21 protein-coding genes and 1 pseudogene are annotated in these 17,361 nt (G+C 56.8%); 6 read left to right on the top strand and 16 right to left on the bottom strand.

Annotated elements, in window-relative coordinates; genetic code table 11:
* Positions 1-26: 26 nt before the first annotated feature.
* From UR289_RS07565 to dgcQ, 3 genes are all read left to right on the top strand, one after another.
* Positions 27-938 carry a DUF808 domain-containing protein gene (locus UR289_RS07565; RefSeq protein WP_032658668.1) on the top strand — a complete coding sequence of 304 codons (912 nt, stop codon included), beginning with the start codon at positions 27-29 and terminating at the stop codon, positions 936-938.
* Between the two features lie 78 nt (positions 939-1,016).
* On the top strand, positions 1,017-1,199 hold the full coding sequence (locus UR289_RS07560; RefSeq protein ID WP_023312315.1) for a YodC family protein: 183 nt from the start codon (positions 1,017-1,019) through the stop codon (positions 1,197-1,199).
* 73 nt (positions 1,200-1,272) lie between these two features.
* Complete coding sequence (dgcQ, locus tag UR289_RS07555; protein WP_320709607.1) at positions 1,273-2,961, top strand: cellulose biosynthesis regulator diguanylate cyclase DgcQ; 1,689 nt, start codon at positions 1,273-1,275, stop codon at positions 2,959-2,961.
* Here the strand turns inward: dgcQ and UR289_RS07550 are convergent.
* Positions 2,958-3,758: a mannosyl-3-phosphoglycerate phosphatase-related protein gene (locus tag UR289_RS07550; RefSeq protein ID WP_320709605.1), complete on the bottom strand. Its 801-nt coding sequence runs from the start codon at positions 3,756-3,758 to the stop codon at positions 2,958-2,960. The genes dgcQ and UR289_RS07550 overlap by 4 nt on opposite strands.
* A gap of 301 nt (positions 3,759-4,059) precedes the next feature.
* Positions 4,060-4,287, bottom strand: coding sequence for a YodD family peroxide/acid resistance protein (gene yodD / locus UR289_RS07545; protein ID WP_008500310.1), 228 nt, complete (start codon positions 4,285-4,287; stop codon positions 4,060-4,062).
* Positions 4,288-4,416: 129 nt separating this feature from the next.
* On the opposite strand from yodD, the gene dsrB reads away from it, so the two are divergent.
* Positions 4,417-4,605: a protein DsrB gene (gene dsrB, locus UR289_RS07540; RefSeq protein WP_013097741.1), complete on the top strand. Its 189-nt coding sequence runs from the start codon at positions 4,417-4,419 to the stop codon at positions 4,603-4,605.
* Between the two features lie 101 nt (positions 4,606-4,706).
* Here dsrB and rcsA read toward each other — a convergent pair whose 3' ends face one another.
* The 14 genes and pseudogenes from rcsA to fliF all read right to left on the bottom strand — a co-directional run bounded on the left by rcsA (position 4,707) and on the right by fliF (position 16,241).
* Positions 4,707-5,330: a transcriptional regulator RcsA gene (gene rcsA, locus UR289_RS07535; protein WP_008500313.1), complete on the bottom strand. Its 624-nt coding sequence runs from the start codon at positions 5,328-5,330 to the stop codon at positions 4,707-4,709.
* A gap of 287 nt (positions 5,331-5,617) precedes the next feature.
* A pseudogene (gene fliR / locus UR289_RS07530) lies at positions 5,618-6,410 on the bottom strand (flagellar biosynthetic protein FliR); the annotation flags it as partial.
* Positions 6,411-6,417: 7 nt separating this feature from the next.
* Entirely contained in the window at positions 6,418-6,687 is a 270-nt protein-coding gene (fliQ, locus tag UR289_RS07525) for a flagellar biosynthesis protein FliQ (RefSeq protein ID WP_320709604.1), read from the bottom strand.
* Between the two features lie 9 nt (positions 6,688-6,696).
* Positions 6,697-7,434, bottom strand: coding sequence for a flagellar type III secretion system pore protein FliP (fliP, locus tag UR289_RS07520; RefSeq protein WP_033145903.1), 738 nt, complete (start codon positions 7,432-7,434; stop codon positions 6,697-6,699).
* A complete protein-coding gene (gene fliO, locus UR289_RS07515) occupies positions 7,434-7,808 on the bottom strand; it encodes a flagellar biosynthetic protein FliO (RefSeq protein WP_023312309.1) in 375 nt (124 codons plus the stop codon). Before fliO ends, fliP begins: the two co-directional genes overlap by 1 nt.
* Before the next feature lie 2 nt (positions 7,809-7,810).
* Positions 7,811-8,224: a flagellar motor switch protein FliN gene (gene fliN, locus UR289_RS07510; protein WP_023312308.1), complete on the bottom strand. Its 414-nt coding sequence runs from the start codon at positions 8,222-8,224 to the stop codon at positions 7,811-7,813.
* Positions 8,221-9,225: a flagellar motor switch protein FliM gene (gene fliM, locus UR289_RS07505; RefSeq protein WP_023336184.1), complete on the bottom strand. Its 1,005-nt coding sequence runs from the start codon at positions 9,223-9,225 to the stop codon at positions 8,221-8,223. The genes fliN and fliM overlap by 4 nt, the downstream gene beginning before the upstream one ends.
* 4 nt (positions 9,226-9,229) lie before the next feature.
* Positions 9,230-9,700, bottom strand: a complete 471-nt coding sequence (gene fliL, locus UR289_RS07500) for a flagellar basal body-associated protein FliL (protein ID WP_023312306.1) — start codon at positions 9,698-9,700, stop codon at positions 9,230-9,232.
* 106 nt (positions 9,701-9,806) lie between these two features.
* Complete coding sequence (fliK, locus tag UR289_RS07495; RefSeq protein WP_320709602.1) at positions 9,807-11,039, bottom strand: flagellar hook length control protein FliK; 1,233 nt, start codon at positions 11,037-11,039, stop codon at positions 9,807-9,809.
* Positions 11,036-11,479 (bottom strand): flagellar export protein FliJ, encoded by a 444-nt coding sequence (gene fliJ, locus UR289_RS07490; protein ID WP_023312304.1) that lies wholly within the window; start codon positions 11,477-11,479, stop codon positions 11,036-11,038. The genes fliK and fliJ overlap by 4 nt, the downstream gene beginning before the upstream one ends.
* A gap of 21 nt (positions 11,480-11,500) precedes the next feature.
* Positions 11,501-12,871: a flagellar protein export ATPase FliI gene (gene fliI, locus UR289_RS07485; protein ID WP_214576525.1), complete on the bottom strand. Its 1,371-nt coding sequence runs from the start codon at positions 12,869-12,871 to the stop codon at positions 11,501-11,503.
* A complete protein-coding gene (gene fliH, locus UR289_RS07480; protein ID WP_023312302.1) occupies positions 12,871-13,578 on the bottom strand; it encodes a flagellar assembly protein FliH in 708 nt (235 codons plus the stop codon). The genes fliI and fliH overlap by 1 nt, the downstream gene beginning before the upstream one ends.
* Entirely contained in the window at positions 13,571-14,569 is a 999-nt protein-coding gene (fliG, locus tag UR289_RS07475) for a flagellar motor switch protein FliG (RefSeq protein ID WP_023312301.1), read from the bottom strand. Before fliG ends, fliH begins: the two co-directional genes overlap by 8 nt.
* On the bottom strand, positions 14,562-16,241 hold the full coding sequence (gene fliF, locus UR289_RS07470) for a flagellar basal-body MS-ring/collar protein FliF (RefSeq protein WP_033145901.1): 1,680 nt from the start codon (positions 16,239-16,241) through the stop codon (positions 14,562-14,564). Before fliF ends, fliG begins: the two co-directional genes overlap by 8 nt.
* A 228-nt stretch (positions 16,242-16,469) precedes the next feature.
* On the opposite strand from fliF, the gene fliE reads away from it, so the two are divergent.
* Positions 16,470-16,784, top strand: coding sequence for a flagellar hook-basal body complex protein FliE (gene fliE, locus UR289_RS07465; protein ID WP_008500329.1), 315 nt, complete (start codon positions 16,470-16,472; stop codon positions 16,782-16,784).
* Between the two features lie 74 nt (positions 16,785-16,858).
* Complete coding sequence (gene yedD, locus UR289_RS07460; RefSeq protein ID WP_023312299.1) at positions 16,859-17,272, top strand: lipoprotein YedD; 414 nt, start codon at positions 16,859-16,861, stop codon at positions 17,270-17,272.
* The last annotated feature ends 89 nt before the right edge of the window (positions 17,273-17,361 follow it).

The raw sequence follows: 17,361 nt of genomic DNA, 5'->3' as shown, positions 1-17,361 counted from the left end.
TTACCAAAAAATGAAGGATTAAGATTTTGGCAGGAAGTAGCTTATTAACATTGCTGGATGATATTGCCACCTTACTGGATGACATTTCAGTGATGGGGAAACTGGCGGCGAAAAAAACCGCAGGCGTGCTGGGAGATGATTTATCGCTTAACGCCCAGCAGGTGAGTGGGGTAAGGGCTAACCGTGAACTGCCGGTGGTGTGGGGCGTGGCAAAAGGCTCCTTCCTGAATAAGGTGATTCTGGTCCCGCTGGCGCTGCTGATCAGCGCGTTTATTCCCTGGGCCATCACGCCGCTGCTGATGATTGGCGGGGCGTTTCTCTGCTTCGAGGGCGTAGAGAAGGTCCTGCACTCCTTTAGCGCGCGCAAGCAGAGCGATACGCCGGAGATGCGCCAGCAGCGTCTTGAGGCGCTGGCCGCTCAGGATCCGAAAACCTTCGAGCGCGATAAGGTCAAAGGCGCTATTCGGACCGACTTTATCCTGTCCGCAGAGATTGTCGCCATTACGCTGGGCATCGTGTCTGACGCGCCGCTCCTGAATCAGGTTCTGATCCTCTCCGGTATCGCCATTCTGGTCACCGTCGGCGTCTACGGCCTGGTGGGACTGATCGTCAAGCTGGATGATATCGGCTACTGGCTGGAGGAGAAATCGAGCGCGGTGGCAAGAGGCATCGGCAAAAGCCTGCTGGTGCTGGCTCCGTGGCTGATGAAGAGTTTGTCGGTGGTGGGCACGCTGGCGATGTTCCTCGTGGGCGGCGGGATCGTGGTGCACGGTATCGCGCCGCTGCACCATGCGATCGAACATTTTTCCTCGGCGCAGGGGGCCGTTGTCGCGGCGATTCTGCCCACGCTGCTGAATCTGGTGCTGGGCTTCATCATTGGCGCTATCGTGGTCGCGGCGGTGAAGCTGGTTGAAAAAATTCGCGGCACGTCGCACTAATTGTTACCCGTTATGGGATGCAAAAAGACCATTCCTCGTCTAAATTGAAACAGTTTCACCCTGATACAGGAGGCAGGTATGGTCTTTTTGGTCAGTGATGAAGTTAAGCCTAAGAAGGGCGGCCCACGTATGATTGTCACCGGGTATTCCAGCGGAATGGTGGAATGTCGGTGGCACGATGGCTATGGCATCAAGCGGGAAGCATTTCGTGAAGATGAGCTTCAGCCGGGGGACGGGCAGCACCAGCGGGACAAGGCTTAATCACATAACGCCCGGCTTTGCCGGGCGTTTTTATCTCCAGTACCGGGTGTAAGGCAGCGATCAGGGAGTGTGTGTGCAGCGCGATACCTTTGTTGTAAGACAATCTTTTTTGCAATGGCTGCATAAGCGTAGCAATCCGGGGTTGATTGTTAATCTCTGTTTTCTGGTTGTTCTGGTATTTTCGACTCTACTGACCTGGCGTGAAGTGGTGGTACTGGAAGAAGCGTACATCTCCAGCCAGCGTAACCATCTGGATACGGTCGCCAGTTCGCTGGACAGGCAGCTGCAGAACAGCGTCGACAGGATGCTGTTGTTCCGTCAGGGCATGCATGATGCGATCCAGACGCCGCTGGCATTTGATGTACTCCAGAATGCGGTGTCACGCTTTAGCTCAGTCCGCATGCTCCCCACCTGGCAGCTTGCCGTTGATAAAAAACGCACCCTTCCCATTAACGGTGTCTCGGATGCCTTCGTCGAGAAAACCACGTTTCTGAATCGTGACGCCGAACGCCTCAGCCACGAGATTTCTGCCACGCTCGAAGTGGGGTATCTGCTCAGGCTGGCGTCGTCGAGAGCACAAACGGAAGCGCGCGTGATCTACGTCTCCCGCGCCGGGTTTTTCATTTCCACCGATACGCCGGACCAGGCGGGCGACATTACCTCCCGCTATTACCATCTTGTCACGCAGTCCTGGTTTACCCAGCAGTCAGAGCGGAACAATCGCGCTCGCGCGGTGCGCTGGTTCATCTCCACCCCCTCATCCTGGACCAATGATGAACGAATGATCACCGCCAGCGTCCCCATCTATTTCGACCATTACTGGTATGGCGTCGTGGCGATGGATTTTACGTTGGGCACCATGCAGCGTCTGCTGGCCGATGCGACGGAAGACCGAACGGAAGGGGAGTATCAGCTGTACGATACCCGGCTCAATATGATTGCCACCTCTGCCCATACGGAAAACGCGGTTAACCATTTTAACGAACGCGAAACGGCGCAGATTGCGCAGGCGATTGAGCACGCCACCGGCGGCGGGATCCGCCTCGGAAGCCGTTTTGTGAGCTGGGAACGACTCGATCACTTCGACGGCGTTGTCCTGCGGATCCACACCCTGCACGAAGGGGTACAGGACGACTTCGGCAGCATCAGTATCGTGCTGGCGCTGATGTGGGCGCTCTTTACCGCCATGCTGTTGATCTCGTGGCTGGTGATCCGCCGCATGGTGAGTAACATGTACACGCTCCAGCACTCGCTCCAGTGGCAGGCCTGGCATGATCCGCTTACCCGGCTGAATAATCGCGGCGCGCTGTTCGACCGCGCAAAATTGCTGGCGGAAACCTGTCGCCAGCAGTCGCTGCCGTTCTCGGTGATTCAGATCGATCTCGACCATTTTAAAAATATCAACGACCGCTTCGGCCATCAGGCCGGGGATAAAGTGCTCTCCCACACGGCAGGGGTGATTGCCAGCGCGTTACGCAAGAATGATGTGGCAGGGCGCGTAGGCGGGGAAGAGTTTTGCGTCGTCCTGCCGGGGATCGGTCTGGAGGAGGCGAGAAGCGTCGCGGACCGTATACGTTGCCGGATCAACAGTAAGGAGATCCTGGTGAAGAAGAGCACGACCCTGCGCGTCAGCGCGTCGCTTGGGGTCAGCAGCGCGGATGAAGCGGGTAACTACGAGTTTGAACAGCTGCAGTCCGTGGCGGACGTCCGGCTGTATCAGGCCAAACAGAGCGGGCGTAACCGGGTCGTCTGGCGGGATTAAGAGAGGAAGTGATCCAGCCCCTCCTGCCAGCCCGCCGGGCCGGGCTGCCGGGTGTGATAAACCCGGGCGGGGTTATCGTCCCGTAGCGTGATGCCCTGGCGGTTAATGCCCTTAATCACCACCGCGAAGTCAACGCTGTCGAGCAGGGGCGCATCATTGGGACCGTCGCCGAGCCCCAGCGTGGTGGGTTCAATCTCTTCCAGCTCGCGGTATTGCTCAATCAGCCAGTTCACCGCAACGTCTTTGCCGCAGCGAGCGTCCAGAACATGCCAGAAGCGCGCGCCCTGCAGGCATTTCAGGCCGACATTCGCTATCTCCTCTTCAAACTGGACCAGTTTCTCGTCGGTATCGCGCCAGATGAGCGTGACGGACGCTTCATGCTTGCGGGCAAGCGCCGAACGGTAGCGCGACAGTCCGGTCCACTCGCTGATAACGTGCTCATCCACATCGTCGAAAGTGGTGAATTTATAGCCCGTCTGCAGGCGAATTTGTTCGATTCGCGGGCGAATATCCCGGTGCGTCATCCCCCTGATCTGGCGCTGAACCTTATCCCAGCGCACGTCAGGCTGAATCACCGCGCCGTTCTCGGCAATAAAAGGCAGGCCTTCCAGCCCCAGATCCAGCTGTAGATCCAGCATCTCTGCCGCGGTCTTGCTGCTGCAAAGAATAACCGGAACCTGATTATCCAGCAGCCTGTCCAGCCAGGGCATGGCGGGTTGCCACTCATAGGTGTGAATATCCAGCAGTGAACCATCCAGGTCAGAGAAAATCAGCAATGTATCCCGCAGTGAAGGCATAGCGACTCCTGGTAACAGATGCGTCTCGCTCTAAGAAAATTCCTAAAAAATAATGAAGGCGAAAACCGGAGAAAAGAGGAATGCTCCTGGCAAACCCGCATTCGGCGTGTGTTATTGCTCATAACAAAAAGCATTATGTTAAAAATATTATATTCATCGTAAGAATATATGCTTGTCAGCCAAATTCGTTGGGGATAGTGTGGCATGTACATCAGATTTCCTGGTGTAACGAATTTTCAAGTGCTTCTTGCATAAGCAAGTTTTGATCCCGGTCATCCCCATGGCCGGGATTTTTTTCGCCCTACCGATTGGCTTCAGACACGCTAAAATCGTGAATATCAAGCTCGAAGGCCTCCGCCAGCTCGCGATAGGTGTGATAATCCCTTCCGTTGACAATGACGCGGTCCGAATTGTCGTCCGACCGGCGGACTTCTGACTCACTGATCTCATTGATGGCGGCCAGCAGGGCATCGACATCCACCTCGACTTCGCGCTTGATGGTGTCGCTGTACTCTTTATCGGTCTTCATTACGGGGTTCCTCTTTCAGCCGTGTCCAACGGTAAGTATAGACTGTGTATAAAAACGCCAATCACGCCGGGCGGCGATGTGCGTTTTTGCGTTTTGTTCTACACTGGCTCAAAACCAGAGGAGGAATGTATGAAGGTCAACGATCGGGTAACCGTTAAAACGGACGGTGGGCCGCGCCGCCCGGGTGTGGTGCTGGCAATTGAAGAGTTTAGCGAAGGCACAATGTACCTGGTATCGCTTGAAGACTACCCGCTCGGCATCTGGTTTTTTAACGAACTGGGGCATCCGGACGGTATTTTTGTCGAGAAGGCGGAGTAGCACGGCGTCGGGTAGCACAGCGCGTGCCCGACATCCTCTCCAGAAGCAAAAATCTCTGGCCAGGCCAGAGATCAAAGGTAGGGTGCACAGGTCTTAAGCGACTAACGCATGTTGACGAAAATCCCGTTCGTCACATTATCGGTCAGGCGTACCACGTGGTAGATCACTTGCTTATTATGCGTTTTAATTTTCCTTTTAATATTTCCTTTGTGTGACGAAACGGTTTTCGCTTTAATATTCATCTGGTCAGAGATCTGAATAGTTCCTTGTCCCGCCATCCACATTCGCAGCATACTTGATTCAGTCCTGCTTAATGATAGGGTGGGTAAGTTAACCGCTCCTACATTTTTAACTTCTTTATTCAAATAATCACCCAGAATGTCATCCAGCGACTCGGGTTTAATCGATTTAGAACTGATCAATAAATTTTTACGGACCAACAAATACTCATCGAAATGGATATTCGCGATCGCCATAAAAACAATAAACAGGGTTTTTGGATGCTGATTAATGATTTGCTTAATGTGCTGACTGTTGGCTGGATCGTGAATGAAACAGTCCTCATTAATAAACACCACGCCTGGTTTTAGTTCGTCACAAGCGGCTGCGAGTTCGTCAACGGTGTGTGCATCGTTGATGTCTCTCTTTCTTACCCCTCTGCTTGCCAGGTACCCGGTTAACCCTAGCCGGGTGTAGCTGCATAAATCCATAATGATCGTTGACATGGCATACCCTCACTCAATGCGTAACGATAATTCACCATCTGCCTGAGAGCTCAAAACAGCCATACGGGATGGAAAAAAATAATAAACCTGTGAGCATGACAAAGACTTTCAGGCGGACTCACTATCCCGTAAAGTTACGTATAATTTGCCAGGAATCTTCTTAAAGTAAAGTAAATATTAAGTATTGTGAGATGGTTAGAAACAATTAAACCGCGTCAGATATATCCTGGAAGATGTTTTACGCGTTTTATTTTAGGAATATCCTCAGAAAGACAATAGCAACAGTGAGGGCTATTATTTACGTGGCAGCTCGCTGACAATATCCGCTAACAGGTTGAATATCTCGCCGAATAAATGTTCACAGAAGGGAGCGATAAGTGGCATCAGTAATGACATTAATAAAATCCCAACCGTCAGCGTCAGCGGAAAACCAATGACAAACACCGAAAGCTGCGGCGCCATTCGGTTGAGTAAACCTAACGCCAGGTTGACGGTCAGCAGCAGGGTGATGATCGGCAGCGCCAGCATCAGCCCGTTGAGGAAAATCAGCCCCGCAGCGCGGGTTAGCGCGAGGAAAGCGTTGCTGTTCACCGGATTTTCGCCAATCGGCAGCGTATGGAACGTATCCACCAGCATGGAGATAAGCCAGAGATGGCCGTTGAACGACAGGAACAGCAGCATGGCGAGCAGATCGATAATACGCGCCAGCACGGGCATGTTGAGATGACTGCCAGGGTCAACAAACGTGGCGAACGATAGCCCCATCTGCAGGCCGATCAGTTCCCCTGCGGTACGCACCGCGGCAAAGGCGAGCTGCATGGTAAAGCCGACGGCGACGCCAATCATCACCTGCTGCAGGGCCACCCACACCGCGTTCGCCGAGAAGATCGGAATATCCACGGGGGGAAGAGAGGGCGCGACGATAATGGAGATGATGATGCCCAGCCCCACCTTGACGCGCTTGGGTATCGATTTCTCACTGAGAATCGGGGCGGTGGATATCAGCGCCATGATGCGCAGCATCGGCCAGAAATAGACGCCGAGCCACTGAACCCACTGGTCGCTGGTGAAGTGCAGCATCGTCAGGTCAGCCGATGATGTACGGCAGATTGATAAACAGGTTGCGCATATAGTCCAGCAACAGATTCAGCATCCACGGCCCGGCCACGATAATCGCCACGAACACGGCAATGATTTTCGGGATGAACGACAGCGTCATTTCGTTAATCTGCGTGGCGGCCTGCAGGATACTGATAATCAGACCGGTAACCAGCGCGACAAGCAGCAGCGGCGCGGCAACGGCAATCGCGATTTTCATCGCTTCCGTGCCCATCATCATGACCGATTCGGGTGTCATTGCCGTTCCTTAACTGTAGAAACTCTGCGCCAGCGAACTGACCAGCAGCTGCCAGCCGTCGACCAGTACAAAGAGCATGATCTTAAAGGGCAGGGCAATGGTCGCGGGCGGCACCATCATCATCCCGAGCGCCATCAGGACGCTGGCGATCACCAGGTCGATAATCAGGAACGGAATAAAGATGGTAAAGCCAATCTGGAACGCGGTTTTCAGCTCGCTTGTGACATAGGCAGGCAGAAGAATACGCATTGGCACCGCTTCCGGTCCCTGCATCTCGCCGGTGTTGGACAGGCGGGCAAAGAGGGCCAGGTCGGCTTCGCGCGTCTGGCGCAGCATAAATTCCCGCAGCGGCTGAGCGCCTTTATCCAGCGCCTCCTGCATGGAGATTTTGTCTTCGCTGAACGGCTGGTAGGCGTCGGTATAAATCTTGTCGATCACCGGCGACATAATGAAAAAGGTCAAAAAAAGCGCCAGCCCCAGCAGAACCTGGTTTGGCGGCGCGGAAGGGGTTCCCAGCGCGTTTCGCAGCAGACCAAAGACGATGATGATGCGGGTGAAGCTGGTCATCATCAGCAGGATGGCCGGAATAAACGTCAGCGAGGTGATGAACACCAGCGTCTGCACCGGAAGCGACCAGCTTTGTCCGCCGCCCGCGAGAGGGGTGGAGACCAGACCGGGCAGCTGTGCATAGACCGCGGGAGCAAACAGGCCAACGCCCGCAAGCGTCAGGGATAACAAACGGCGCATCAGGATCTCCCGGAACGCTTAAGCAAACTCTTCATGACGGACTGAAAATCCGCAGGGGCGTCTGCGCGCTCGTCCACCACAACAGGGGCGGGCGGCAGCTTATGTAATACGCTGATGTTTGAGGCCGTGACGCCCAGGACCAGACGCGCATCGTCTACCTCGACGATGACCACGCGCTCGCGTGGACCCAGCGTGGTGCTGGCGCTGACCTTCAGGCCGCGGGCACCGGCGGTTTTACCCGCCAGGCCAAAGCGCTTCGCCAGCCAGGCGGCGATAAGAATAAAGGCAATAATACCGAACAATGCCCCGCTCACCTGGAGCAGAGGCGAGCCGGGAACGGCAGAAGGCTGTGATATTGTTGCCTGGGTTTTCATGCTTAACGGCTCAGACGACGCATACGTTCAGACGGGGTAATGATGTCGGTGATGCGTACGCCGTATTTATCGGCAACCACCACCACTTCACCCTGGGCAATCAGATAACCGTTGATCAGAATATCCAGCGGCTCGCCGGCCAGACCGTCAAGGGCCACCACGGAACCCTGCGTCAGGCGCAGCAGCTCTTTAATGGTCATGCGGGTGCGTCCCAGCTCAACGGTCAGCTTAACCGGGATATCCATAATCAGGTCGATGTCCTGCAGCGTGCCGCTGACGTCACCGCCGCCGAGCTGCTGGAATACGGCATCCGCTGCACTTTTGGCCGGGGGTGCTTTTTGCTCGTTTAACGCGTCAGCCCACAGATCGTCCAGTGCTCCGCTGTTCTCATCGGACGGATTGTTCATGTCACTCATTTGGGCTGTTCCTCATTCAGCGAATTCAAAATCGGGTTGATCAAGTGCTCAACGCGTAACGCATACTGACCGTTAATCGTGCCGTACTGGCTTGTCAGCACGGGGACACCATCCACATGGGCAATAATGCGGTCGGGTTTTTCTATCGGCAAAACATCACCGGGTTGTAATTTCAGGATCTGAGATAACCGCAGCGGGATATCGGCGAAGCTCGCCACCAGCTCAAGCTGCGAATGCTGGACCTGGCGGACCAGGTTTTCACGCCAGTTCTGATCTTCGTTGCGGGAGTTCTCCAGCGGCGGGTTCACCAGCAGCTCGCGCAGCGGTTCGATCATGCTGAACGGCAGGCAGATGTTGAACTCGCCGGTCAGGTTACCGATCTCCACGTGGAATGGCGTGTTAACGACGATATCGTTCGGGGAGGTGGTGATATTGGTAAATTTCACCTGCATCTCAGAACGGACGTACTCCACTTCCAGCGGGTTAATCGCTTTCCACGCGTCGCTGTAAGATTCCAGCGCCAGCTTCAGCATGCGGTTAATGACGCGCTGTTCGGTATGGGTGAATTCACGACCTTCTACTTTGGTCGGGAAACGCCCGTCGCCGCCGAACAGGTTATCCACCGCGATGAACACCAGGCTTGGCGAAAACACCACCAGACCGGTGCCCCGCAGCGGCTTCAGATGAATCAGGTTAAGGTTGGTTGGCACCGGCAGGTTGCGGGCAAACTCGTGATACGGCTGAATGCGGATCGCACCGACCGTGATATCCGGGCTACGACGCAGCAGGTTAAACAGCCCCATACGGAACTGACGTGCAAAACGTTCGTTAATGATCTCCAGCGCCTGCAGACGTTCACGTACCACGCGACGCTGGGTATTCGGGTCATAGGGACGAATATCGCTATCGCCGCCGATACCCGGTTTAGGATCATCATTGTTATCGCTGTCGCCGTTGAGCAGCGCATCGATTTCTGCCTGAGAAAGAATACTGTCGCCCATGTCGTTACCGCAGAATGAATGCTGTATACAGAACGTCAGTGACTTCCTGCTTAGGTTGGCCGTTTACCAGCGGGGTCGCCAGCGTTTGTTTAATGGCGTCGACCAGCTTTTGCTTACCCACATCGGTAGCCAGCGCCGAAGCGTCCTGACGAGAGAACAGCAGCAGAAGGCGGCTACGCACTTCAGGAAGGTAATCGTTCAGACGTGAACGGGTGGCTTCATCTTTCAGGCGCAGCGTAATGCCAACATAGAGCACGCGATCCGCATCACCCAGGTTGACGGTGAAGGTATCCAGCGGGAAGAACACTGGAGCCGGCGGAGGCGGTGCTTCAGCTTTGGCTGCAGCGGTGGTCGGTTCCTGCTGCATACGCCAGTAACTATAGCCCGCGGTAGCGCAGGCGGCGAGCGTGATCAACACCAGCAGCGGGATCCAGATGGAACGCTTACTTTTTTTGGTGATAGCGGAGTCAGTCATCTGATACGAGCTTCCTGTTTCGGTACAGCTTAATAAGGTGATTATCCCGTGTCCTGCTGTCGTCAAAGCGTGGAAAAGACGGGGATAATCACGCTACCTCTGGCGTTTAGGCGAAGATGTCTACGGCACTGTTACCGCGCGCTGCGGACTGCAGGGCGGCAGGAACAGGGAGTAACTCATCGCTCTCTTCATTAAAACCGCCGGTGTTGCCGGAACGCGAAGCCTGGTGCTGCTGCTGGGATGAAGACTGCTGCTGCCCGGCGAAGCTCTCGCTGCTGACGCTGCTCTGCGCAAGCTGAATGCCGTTTTCCGCCAGTGAGGTCCGCAGTACCGGCAGCGCGGCTTCCAGTGCTGCACGAACATGGCTGTGCGCAGAGACCATCTGCAGCTGGGCCTGGTTATCATCAAGCTTAAGCGAAATTTGCACCTGACCCAGATCTTCCGGGTGCAGGCGCAGCTCTGCCGTCTGCTGGCCCTGCTTAGTGAACAGGGTGATGTGCTGGCTCAGGGACTGCTGCCATTCGTGAGTCCCCAGAGGCTGGCTTAACACCGGCGCGGGGGCGACGGTGGCGGCCGTCTGACTGGTCGCATGGCTGGACATAATCGGTGCCAGGGTGGCCGTTGGTGATGATGAAGAAGACGAACTGGCGAGTTCCTGCTTCTCTGCCGCCGCGGCCACGGCCGGTGTAGCAGGCGTGTTGCCCTGCAGGGCCGGCTCGTTATTTTTCACCTGGATCTGATAAGGCGTAGCACTCTGCGCTTTATCGTGGCTTCCCGCAGACGCGTTCAGGGACGGTTGGCCCGCGCCGTTTGAAAGCGTCGCGGAATTCAGCGTTGAGGTGGCGGAAACGCCCTCGCTGCCTGCCGCGCGAGAGGCGGTAGTTTGCTGCTGGTGCGGCAGCATCGCCATCAGGGCGCTTAATCCGGCCAGCTCTTCTTCGCTCAGCTCGCTTTTACCATCATCTTTGCTGTTCGCCGCATTGAGCGTCTTCAGCGCGTCGCCCTTAGACAGCGGCACCAGCCCGGAAACCAGCGTATCAAGCGACGTGACGGGCGACGTTTCATCGCCGTTCAGCGCGGTCTGGCGCGAGAGCAGGTCGGCAATTTTGGCCTGCAGGGTGGTATCCCCTTTGGCGTCCTGAGCCACTTTTGACAGCTTACTGCCGGCGGCTTTCAGATCAGCCAGGGTCAGCGGCGCATCTTTGCCCTTGCCCGTTGCGTCCGAGAGGGCGCCCGCCAGCAGAGAGAGAAAGTCCTGTGCACCGTCGGTGCCTTTCCCCGTTTGCGTGCCGCCTGACAGGTCGCTGTCGCTCATCAGCAGTTGTTGCAGTGTGATCATTCCGGTTTCCTCATTGATGCGCGCTGGGCAAACTCATCCATTTTCTTCTGATCCAGACGGTTTTCCGCCAGGGTCGTTGCCGCGATCTGTCTGTCCTGTAAAGTCTGCCAGGCCTGCAGTCGCTGCTTCTTCTCGCGCCAGAAATTCAGCGCGGTATCGACTTTCTGGGTCCACTGGTTAAGCTGCTGGCGATGCTGATCTATCGCCTTCTCCAGCGTCTGGATAAACTGCTGATAGTTAATCCAGCGCTGGCTGCCAATGCCCTGTGTCATGTCGGTATTGAGGTTGGTGCGATATTCATGCTGATAGTCGATCAACATCTTCAACTGTTCTTCAGCCTGCTGGCACCCGCGTCGCATTGCGCCTAGCTGCAATGCGGCATCATCAACTTCTTTTTCAGCCAGATCTTTCAGCGTTGATAACGCGCTGTTTTGCGCCATGACCTTCGCCCTCCACCTGTGTTACACCTGCGGGAAAATCAGCTCCAGTGCCTGAATTGAATCTTCCCAGTCGGCGCGTTCAAAAATGCCTTGTTGCAAAAATGCCTCCAGCTGCGGCCACAGGTTAATCGCCTTGTCGAGCATCGGGTCGCTGCCTTTGGCATACGCCCCCACGCTGACCAGATCGCGGTTGCGCTGGAAGCTGGAAAGCAGTTGTTTGAAGTTACGCACGCGGGCGTAGTGCTTCTCGGTTATCAGCGCCGTCATTGCGCGGCTGATAGAGGCTTCAATATCGATGGCCGGGTAGTGCCCGGCTTCGGCCAGACGGCGCGACAGCACAATATGACCGTCAAGGATCGCGCGCGCGGAGTCGGCAATCGGGTCCTGCTGGTCATCGCCTTCCGTCAGTACCGTATAGAACGCGGTGATGGAGCCGCCGCCGCTGATGCCGTTCCCCGCGCGTTCCACCAGCGCAGGGAGTTTGGCGAATACCGAAGGCGGGTAGCCTTTGGTCGCCGGTGGCTCACCGATGGCCAAGGCGATTTCACGCTGCGCCATCGCGTAACGGGTCAGGGAATCCATGATCAGCAGCACATGCTTGCCGCGGTCACGAAAATCTTCGGCGATACGGGTGGCATATGCGGCACCCTGCATGCGCAGCAGCGGCGACACGTCTGCCGGTGCGGCGATCACCACCGAGCGGGCGCGGCCTTCCGCACCCAGAATGTTTTCAATAAAGTCTTTTACTTCACGACCACGTTCGCCGATCAGCCCCACGACGATCACGTCGGCCTGGGTATAGCGCGCCATCATGCCGAGCAGGACGGATTTACCTACGCCTGAGCCGGCGAACAGGCCCATACGTTGTCCACGTCCCACGGTCAGCAGGGCGTTAATCGGGCGCACGCCGGTATCCAGCACATGCTCGATAGGGGTACGCTGCAGGGGGTTGAACGGTTGGGTGATCAGCGCGCCGGTTTCGGTGGTGTCCGGGGAGGGCAGTCCGTCGAGCGGTTTCCCGCTGCCGTCCAGCACGCGGCCCAGCAGGGCAGGACCGAGCGGCAGCTGTTTCCCGCTTTGCAGCCCATCGCCAGAAATGTTTTTGGCATACACGCGCGCGCCGGGCAGAATGCCTTCCACCTCTTCAAGCGGCATCAGGAACAGGCGCTGGCCGTTAAATCCGACCACTTCGCTTTCAACTTCACGCGTTTCCAGTCCATCCTGACGCTCAATGACGCAGGTCGCGCCCAGCGGAAGCTGCAGGCCGGTGGCTTCGAGAACCAGACCGGTGGCGCGCGTCAGTCGCCCATAACGACGAACGGATGGCAGTTGCGCCATCTTCGTCTCAAAGTTATCGAGCGTGGTGAGCCAGCGGGTGAGGCGCGCGGTCATCAGACGACTCCCGGTGCCGCCAGGCGGCACAGTTCCTGCCAGCGGGTGGCGACGCTGGCATCCAGATCGCCTTCATCGGCAGAGACTTTGCAGCCGCCGTGATGTAGCGACGGGTCGCCGCGCAGACGCCAGCCGTGCAGGTTAAGCGTCGCGCCCAGGCTCTCTTCAACGCGCTGCAGGTCGTCCGGATGGACGCGCAGCTGAGGTTTCCCGCTGAACAGCGGCTCCTGCTGAAGCAGACCCTGAATTTGTTTGATCAGCGCGGTGTTATCCACCACGGGCGTCTGGCCGATGACCTGACGCGCGGCTTCCAGCGCCATCTGCATCAGTCGCGAGGCAATCACGCTGTCCAGCGCGTCCAGGGTGTGCTGGAACTCGCTGACCAGCTGCTGCATGCGGGCATGGATCGGCGCCTGCTGCTGGCGCGCCTGATCGATACCGTGCTCTAACCCTTTCGCCAGACCTTCCTGATACCCCTGCTCGTGGCCTTTCTGGCGGCCTTCGTTCAGACCGGCGTTATAGCCCTGCTCGTGCGCCTGCATTTGCAGCTGCGCCAGCATCTGGGCCTGCTGCTCCTCTTCGGTCAGCTCGGGCTGCTCGACGTCCGGGTCAAGCTCTTCGGTTGCGATGACGGCCGGCGTGAACTCGGAGAGGGGAGGCGCCAGATCGTCCGGCGTCCAGCGCTTCCAGGGCAGCTCATTAGACATAGGTGTCGTCTCCGCTGCCAATCACCATCTCGCCGGTTTCCGCCAGACGACGAACAATAAGCAGAATGGCTTTCTGTTCGTTTTCCACCTGAGACAGACGAACCGGGCCGCGGTTGGCAAGGTCGTCGCGCAGGATATCGGCCGCACGCTGAGACATGTTGCGCAGGAACTTCTCGCGCAGCGGCTGCTCGGCGCCTTTGAGGGCGATAAGCAGCGACTCGGAGTCCACTTCCTGGAGCAGGCGCTGGATGCTGCGGTCGTCCACTTCCACGAGGTTTTCGAACAGGAACATCTCGTCGATGATTTTCTGTGCCAGCTCGCCGTCGAATTCGCGAACCGCCGTAATGACGGCCTCTTCCTGCTGCGTTTTCATCAGGTTGATGATTTCCGCCGCCGTTCTCACGCCGCCCATTTTGCTGCGCTTGAGGTTCTGACCGTCGAGCAGATTGTTCAGCACTTCGGTCAGCTCCGCCAGCGCGGCCGGCTGGACGCCGCCGAAGGTCGCGATACGCAGCATCACATCGTGACGCAGGCGCTCTTCGAACAGCGCCAGAATATCGGCCGCCTGACCACGTTTGAGGTGGACAAGGATGGTGGCGATAATCTGCGGGTGCTCGTCGCGGATAAGGTCGGCGGCACTCTGCGGCTCCATAAAGTTGAGCGTTTCGATACCGCTGGCGGTATCGCGCGTTTCCAGAATGTCTTCCAGCAGGCTGGAGGCACGCTCTTCGCCCAGAGCCTTGACCAGCACGGAGCGGAGGTAGTCGTTGGCGTTGATGTTGAGCGCGGCAAACTGTTCCGCTTCCTGTTCAAACTCTGCCAGCACTTCGGTCAGCTGCTTGTTGGAGATCTGACGCACGTTGGCCATGGCCGCACTGAGAATTTGCACTTCTCGCTGGGAGAGGTGTTTAAACACCTCTGCCGCACGATCTTCGCCAATGGTCATCAGCAGGATGACGCTTTTATCGGTGCCCGTAAGCGTATTACTCATGTTCGTTACCCATCCACTGGCGGATGACCAGCGCCACGACGCGCGGATCGTTATCTGACATTTCGCGAATGCGCTGACTCATGACCTCAGCGCCCATGCGCTGGTTAGCACGACGCTGCTGTATCTGTTCATCTTTGCTGAGGCGCACTTCAACCGCTTCTTCCGTTTCCTGACGCGTGTTCATCTGTTCGCGAGCCGCTTTCTCGGCTTCAGCACGGCGCTGGAGCTGCGGACGAACGCCCTTACGCCACAGCAGCCACGCGACAATCAGCACCAGCAGCCAGCGACCTGCGGACATCAGCTGGTCGATAAACGCCTGCTGTTGCCAGAACGGCAGTTCACCGCCGGTCTCATCAACCGAGTTGAACGGTGAGTTCACCACGTTGAGGGTATCGCCGCGCTTCTCGGAGTAACCCATCGCTTCACGGGTCAGGTTTTCAATCTGCTTCATCTGCTCGGCAGTCAACGGCAGCGGTTTGCCGTCCGCCAGCGTTTTGTAGTTCACCACTACCGCAACGGAAAGACGCTGAATATCGCCCACGTTCAGTTTAGTGTGGCGAATCGTCCGATCCACTTCGTAGTTCGTGGTTTCGTTACGGCTGCTGGTGCGCGGACCGGCGTTATTGGTCGTTGAGGTGGTCTGCTGATTATTTTGCTGACCGTTCTGCTGATTGGCCGGCGGCGTAGAAATCGGTGCCGCGTTAGCCGGGGCAGGCTGGTTAGACAGCGCGCCCGGCACGCCGCCCGGGTAGGCACCGCCGACCTGCTCGTTCGAATTGATCTGGCGTGAACGCATCACCGCCTGAGCCGCATCGCCGTTCGGGCTGTACTGCTCTTCAGTTTGTTCTTTGTTCGCGAAGTCGATCTGTGCGGTTACCTGCGCGTGCACGTTGCTGTTACCCACCACCGGGCCGAGGATGGCTTCAATACGGCGCTGGAGTCGGCTTTCGACATCGGCGGCATACTTCAGCTGCGCATCATTCAGATCGCGACCGGCGGTATTGGACTGCGTCAGCAGGTGACCGCTTTGGTCGACCAGCGTTACGTTACCCGGCGGCAGGCCGGCGACGGCGCTGGAGACGAGATGCGTCACCGCGCTGATTTGCCCTTCGTCCAGCGCGCGGCCGGGTTCAAGGTTCACGGTAACGGAAGCTGAAGGTGATTTCTGTTCGCGGACAAATAAAGAAGGTTTAGGCATCGCCAGGTGCACGCGGGCACTCTTCACCGGGCCTAATGTTTCAATGGTGCGGGCCAGTTCACCTTCCAGCGCACGCTGGTAGTTCACCTGCTCGCTGAACTGGCTGATACCGAATTTTTCCTGATCCAGCAGCTCAAAGCCAACGGCACCGCCCTTCGGCAGCCCCTGCTGAGCCAGACGCAGACGCAGTTCGTGCACCTTATCAGCCGGGACCTCCAGCGCACCGCCATTATCGGCAAAGCGATAAGGGATGTTCATCTGGGTCAGCTGGGTGACGATGGCACCGCCATCCTGATCGGAAAGATTGCTGTAGAGCGTCCGGTAATCAGGGCTTTTCGCCCACAGGACCATCGCTACAAGGATCGCAATTGCGGCAGCGCCTGCCACGATCAACGGGATTTTAGGATTCGCGCGAAGGCGGTTCATCCACTCGAGTGATTTATTCTGCGGCGCTGTCGATGCTGTTGCACTCATTGCGCACCTCTTAAATCCTGGTGGTTTACGTTATTCGTGTAGAGAAACAAAACTGACTCCCGGGTCGGCAAACACGACAAAAGTTCCATATTGATGGCCCTGCCATTATTTGATGATTCGTGATTTTCTATGCGTCAAATAACCTGGTTTTTTCATGCTATTTACCGCCATTATCTTATTGACAAGCTGTTAGTCTTGACCGCGTAAAAAACCATCCAGGGGAGAGTCATGGCTATACAGGGCATTGAAGGGGTAATCAGTCAGTTGCAGGCAACGGCGATGACGGCCCGTAATCAGAATGTGGCAGATCAGCAGCCGAGCATCAGCTTCGCGGGGCAACTGCATGCCGCTCTTGACCGTATCAGTGATACCCAGACCGCAGCACGCACTCAGGCAGAAAAGTTCACCCTCGGTGAGCCGGGCGTGGCGCTGAATGATGTGATGACCGATTTGCAAAAAGCCTCGGTTTCCCTGCAGATGGGGATCCAGGTGCGTAACAAACTGGTGTCTGCGTATCAGGAAGTGATGGGGATGCAGGTTTAAGACCTCTCGATCTTCGCTGGCAGCCGCAGCGCTTTAATGCCACAATATTTTTTTCTTCGAATGCAGGAAAGATGATGAAAAAAATAGCAATTGCTGGCGCGCTGCTGGCACTGACCGGGTGCGTTCAGGTCGATAACTATAACGACGTGATCAAGCATCCTGTCCCGGCGCATCTGGCGGGATACTGGCAGTCGAAAGGGCCGCAGAGCAACATGGTCAGCCCGAAGGCGATTGCCACGCTGGTGGTGACGGAAGAGGGCGATACGCTGGACTGCCGTCAGTGGCAGCGCGTGATTGCCGTGCCGGGTAAAATCATGCTGCGTTCAGACAGTTATTACAACGTGACGCGCAAGCTGGATATCTATCCGCTGGAGCGCGATGGCTCGACGCTTGAGTATGACGGGCTGGAGCTGCAGAAGGTCGATCGTCCAACGGTTGAGTGTGCTGATTACCTGAGCAAGAATCCGCTAGAGAGTAAACTACCCTAAGGGTAAACGCAAAACGGCAACCTCGTTGCCGTTTTTGGTGTTAGCGCCCTCTCCCTGTGGGAGAGGGACGGGGTGAGGGCATCAGGCCG

The sequence above is a fragment of the Enterobacter sp. 302C9 genome (assembly GCF_034106085.1).
GTDB lineage: Bacteria > Pseudomonadota > Gammaproteobacteria > Enterobacterales > Enterobacteriaceae > Enterobacter > Enterobacter asburiae_B.
Note: the sequence above shows the minus strand (reverse complement) of the source record. Positions and strands in the feature narration are given on the sequence as shown.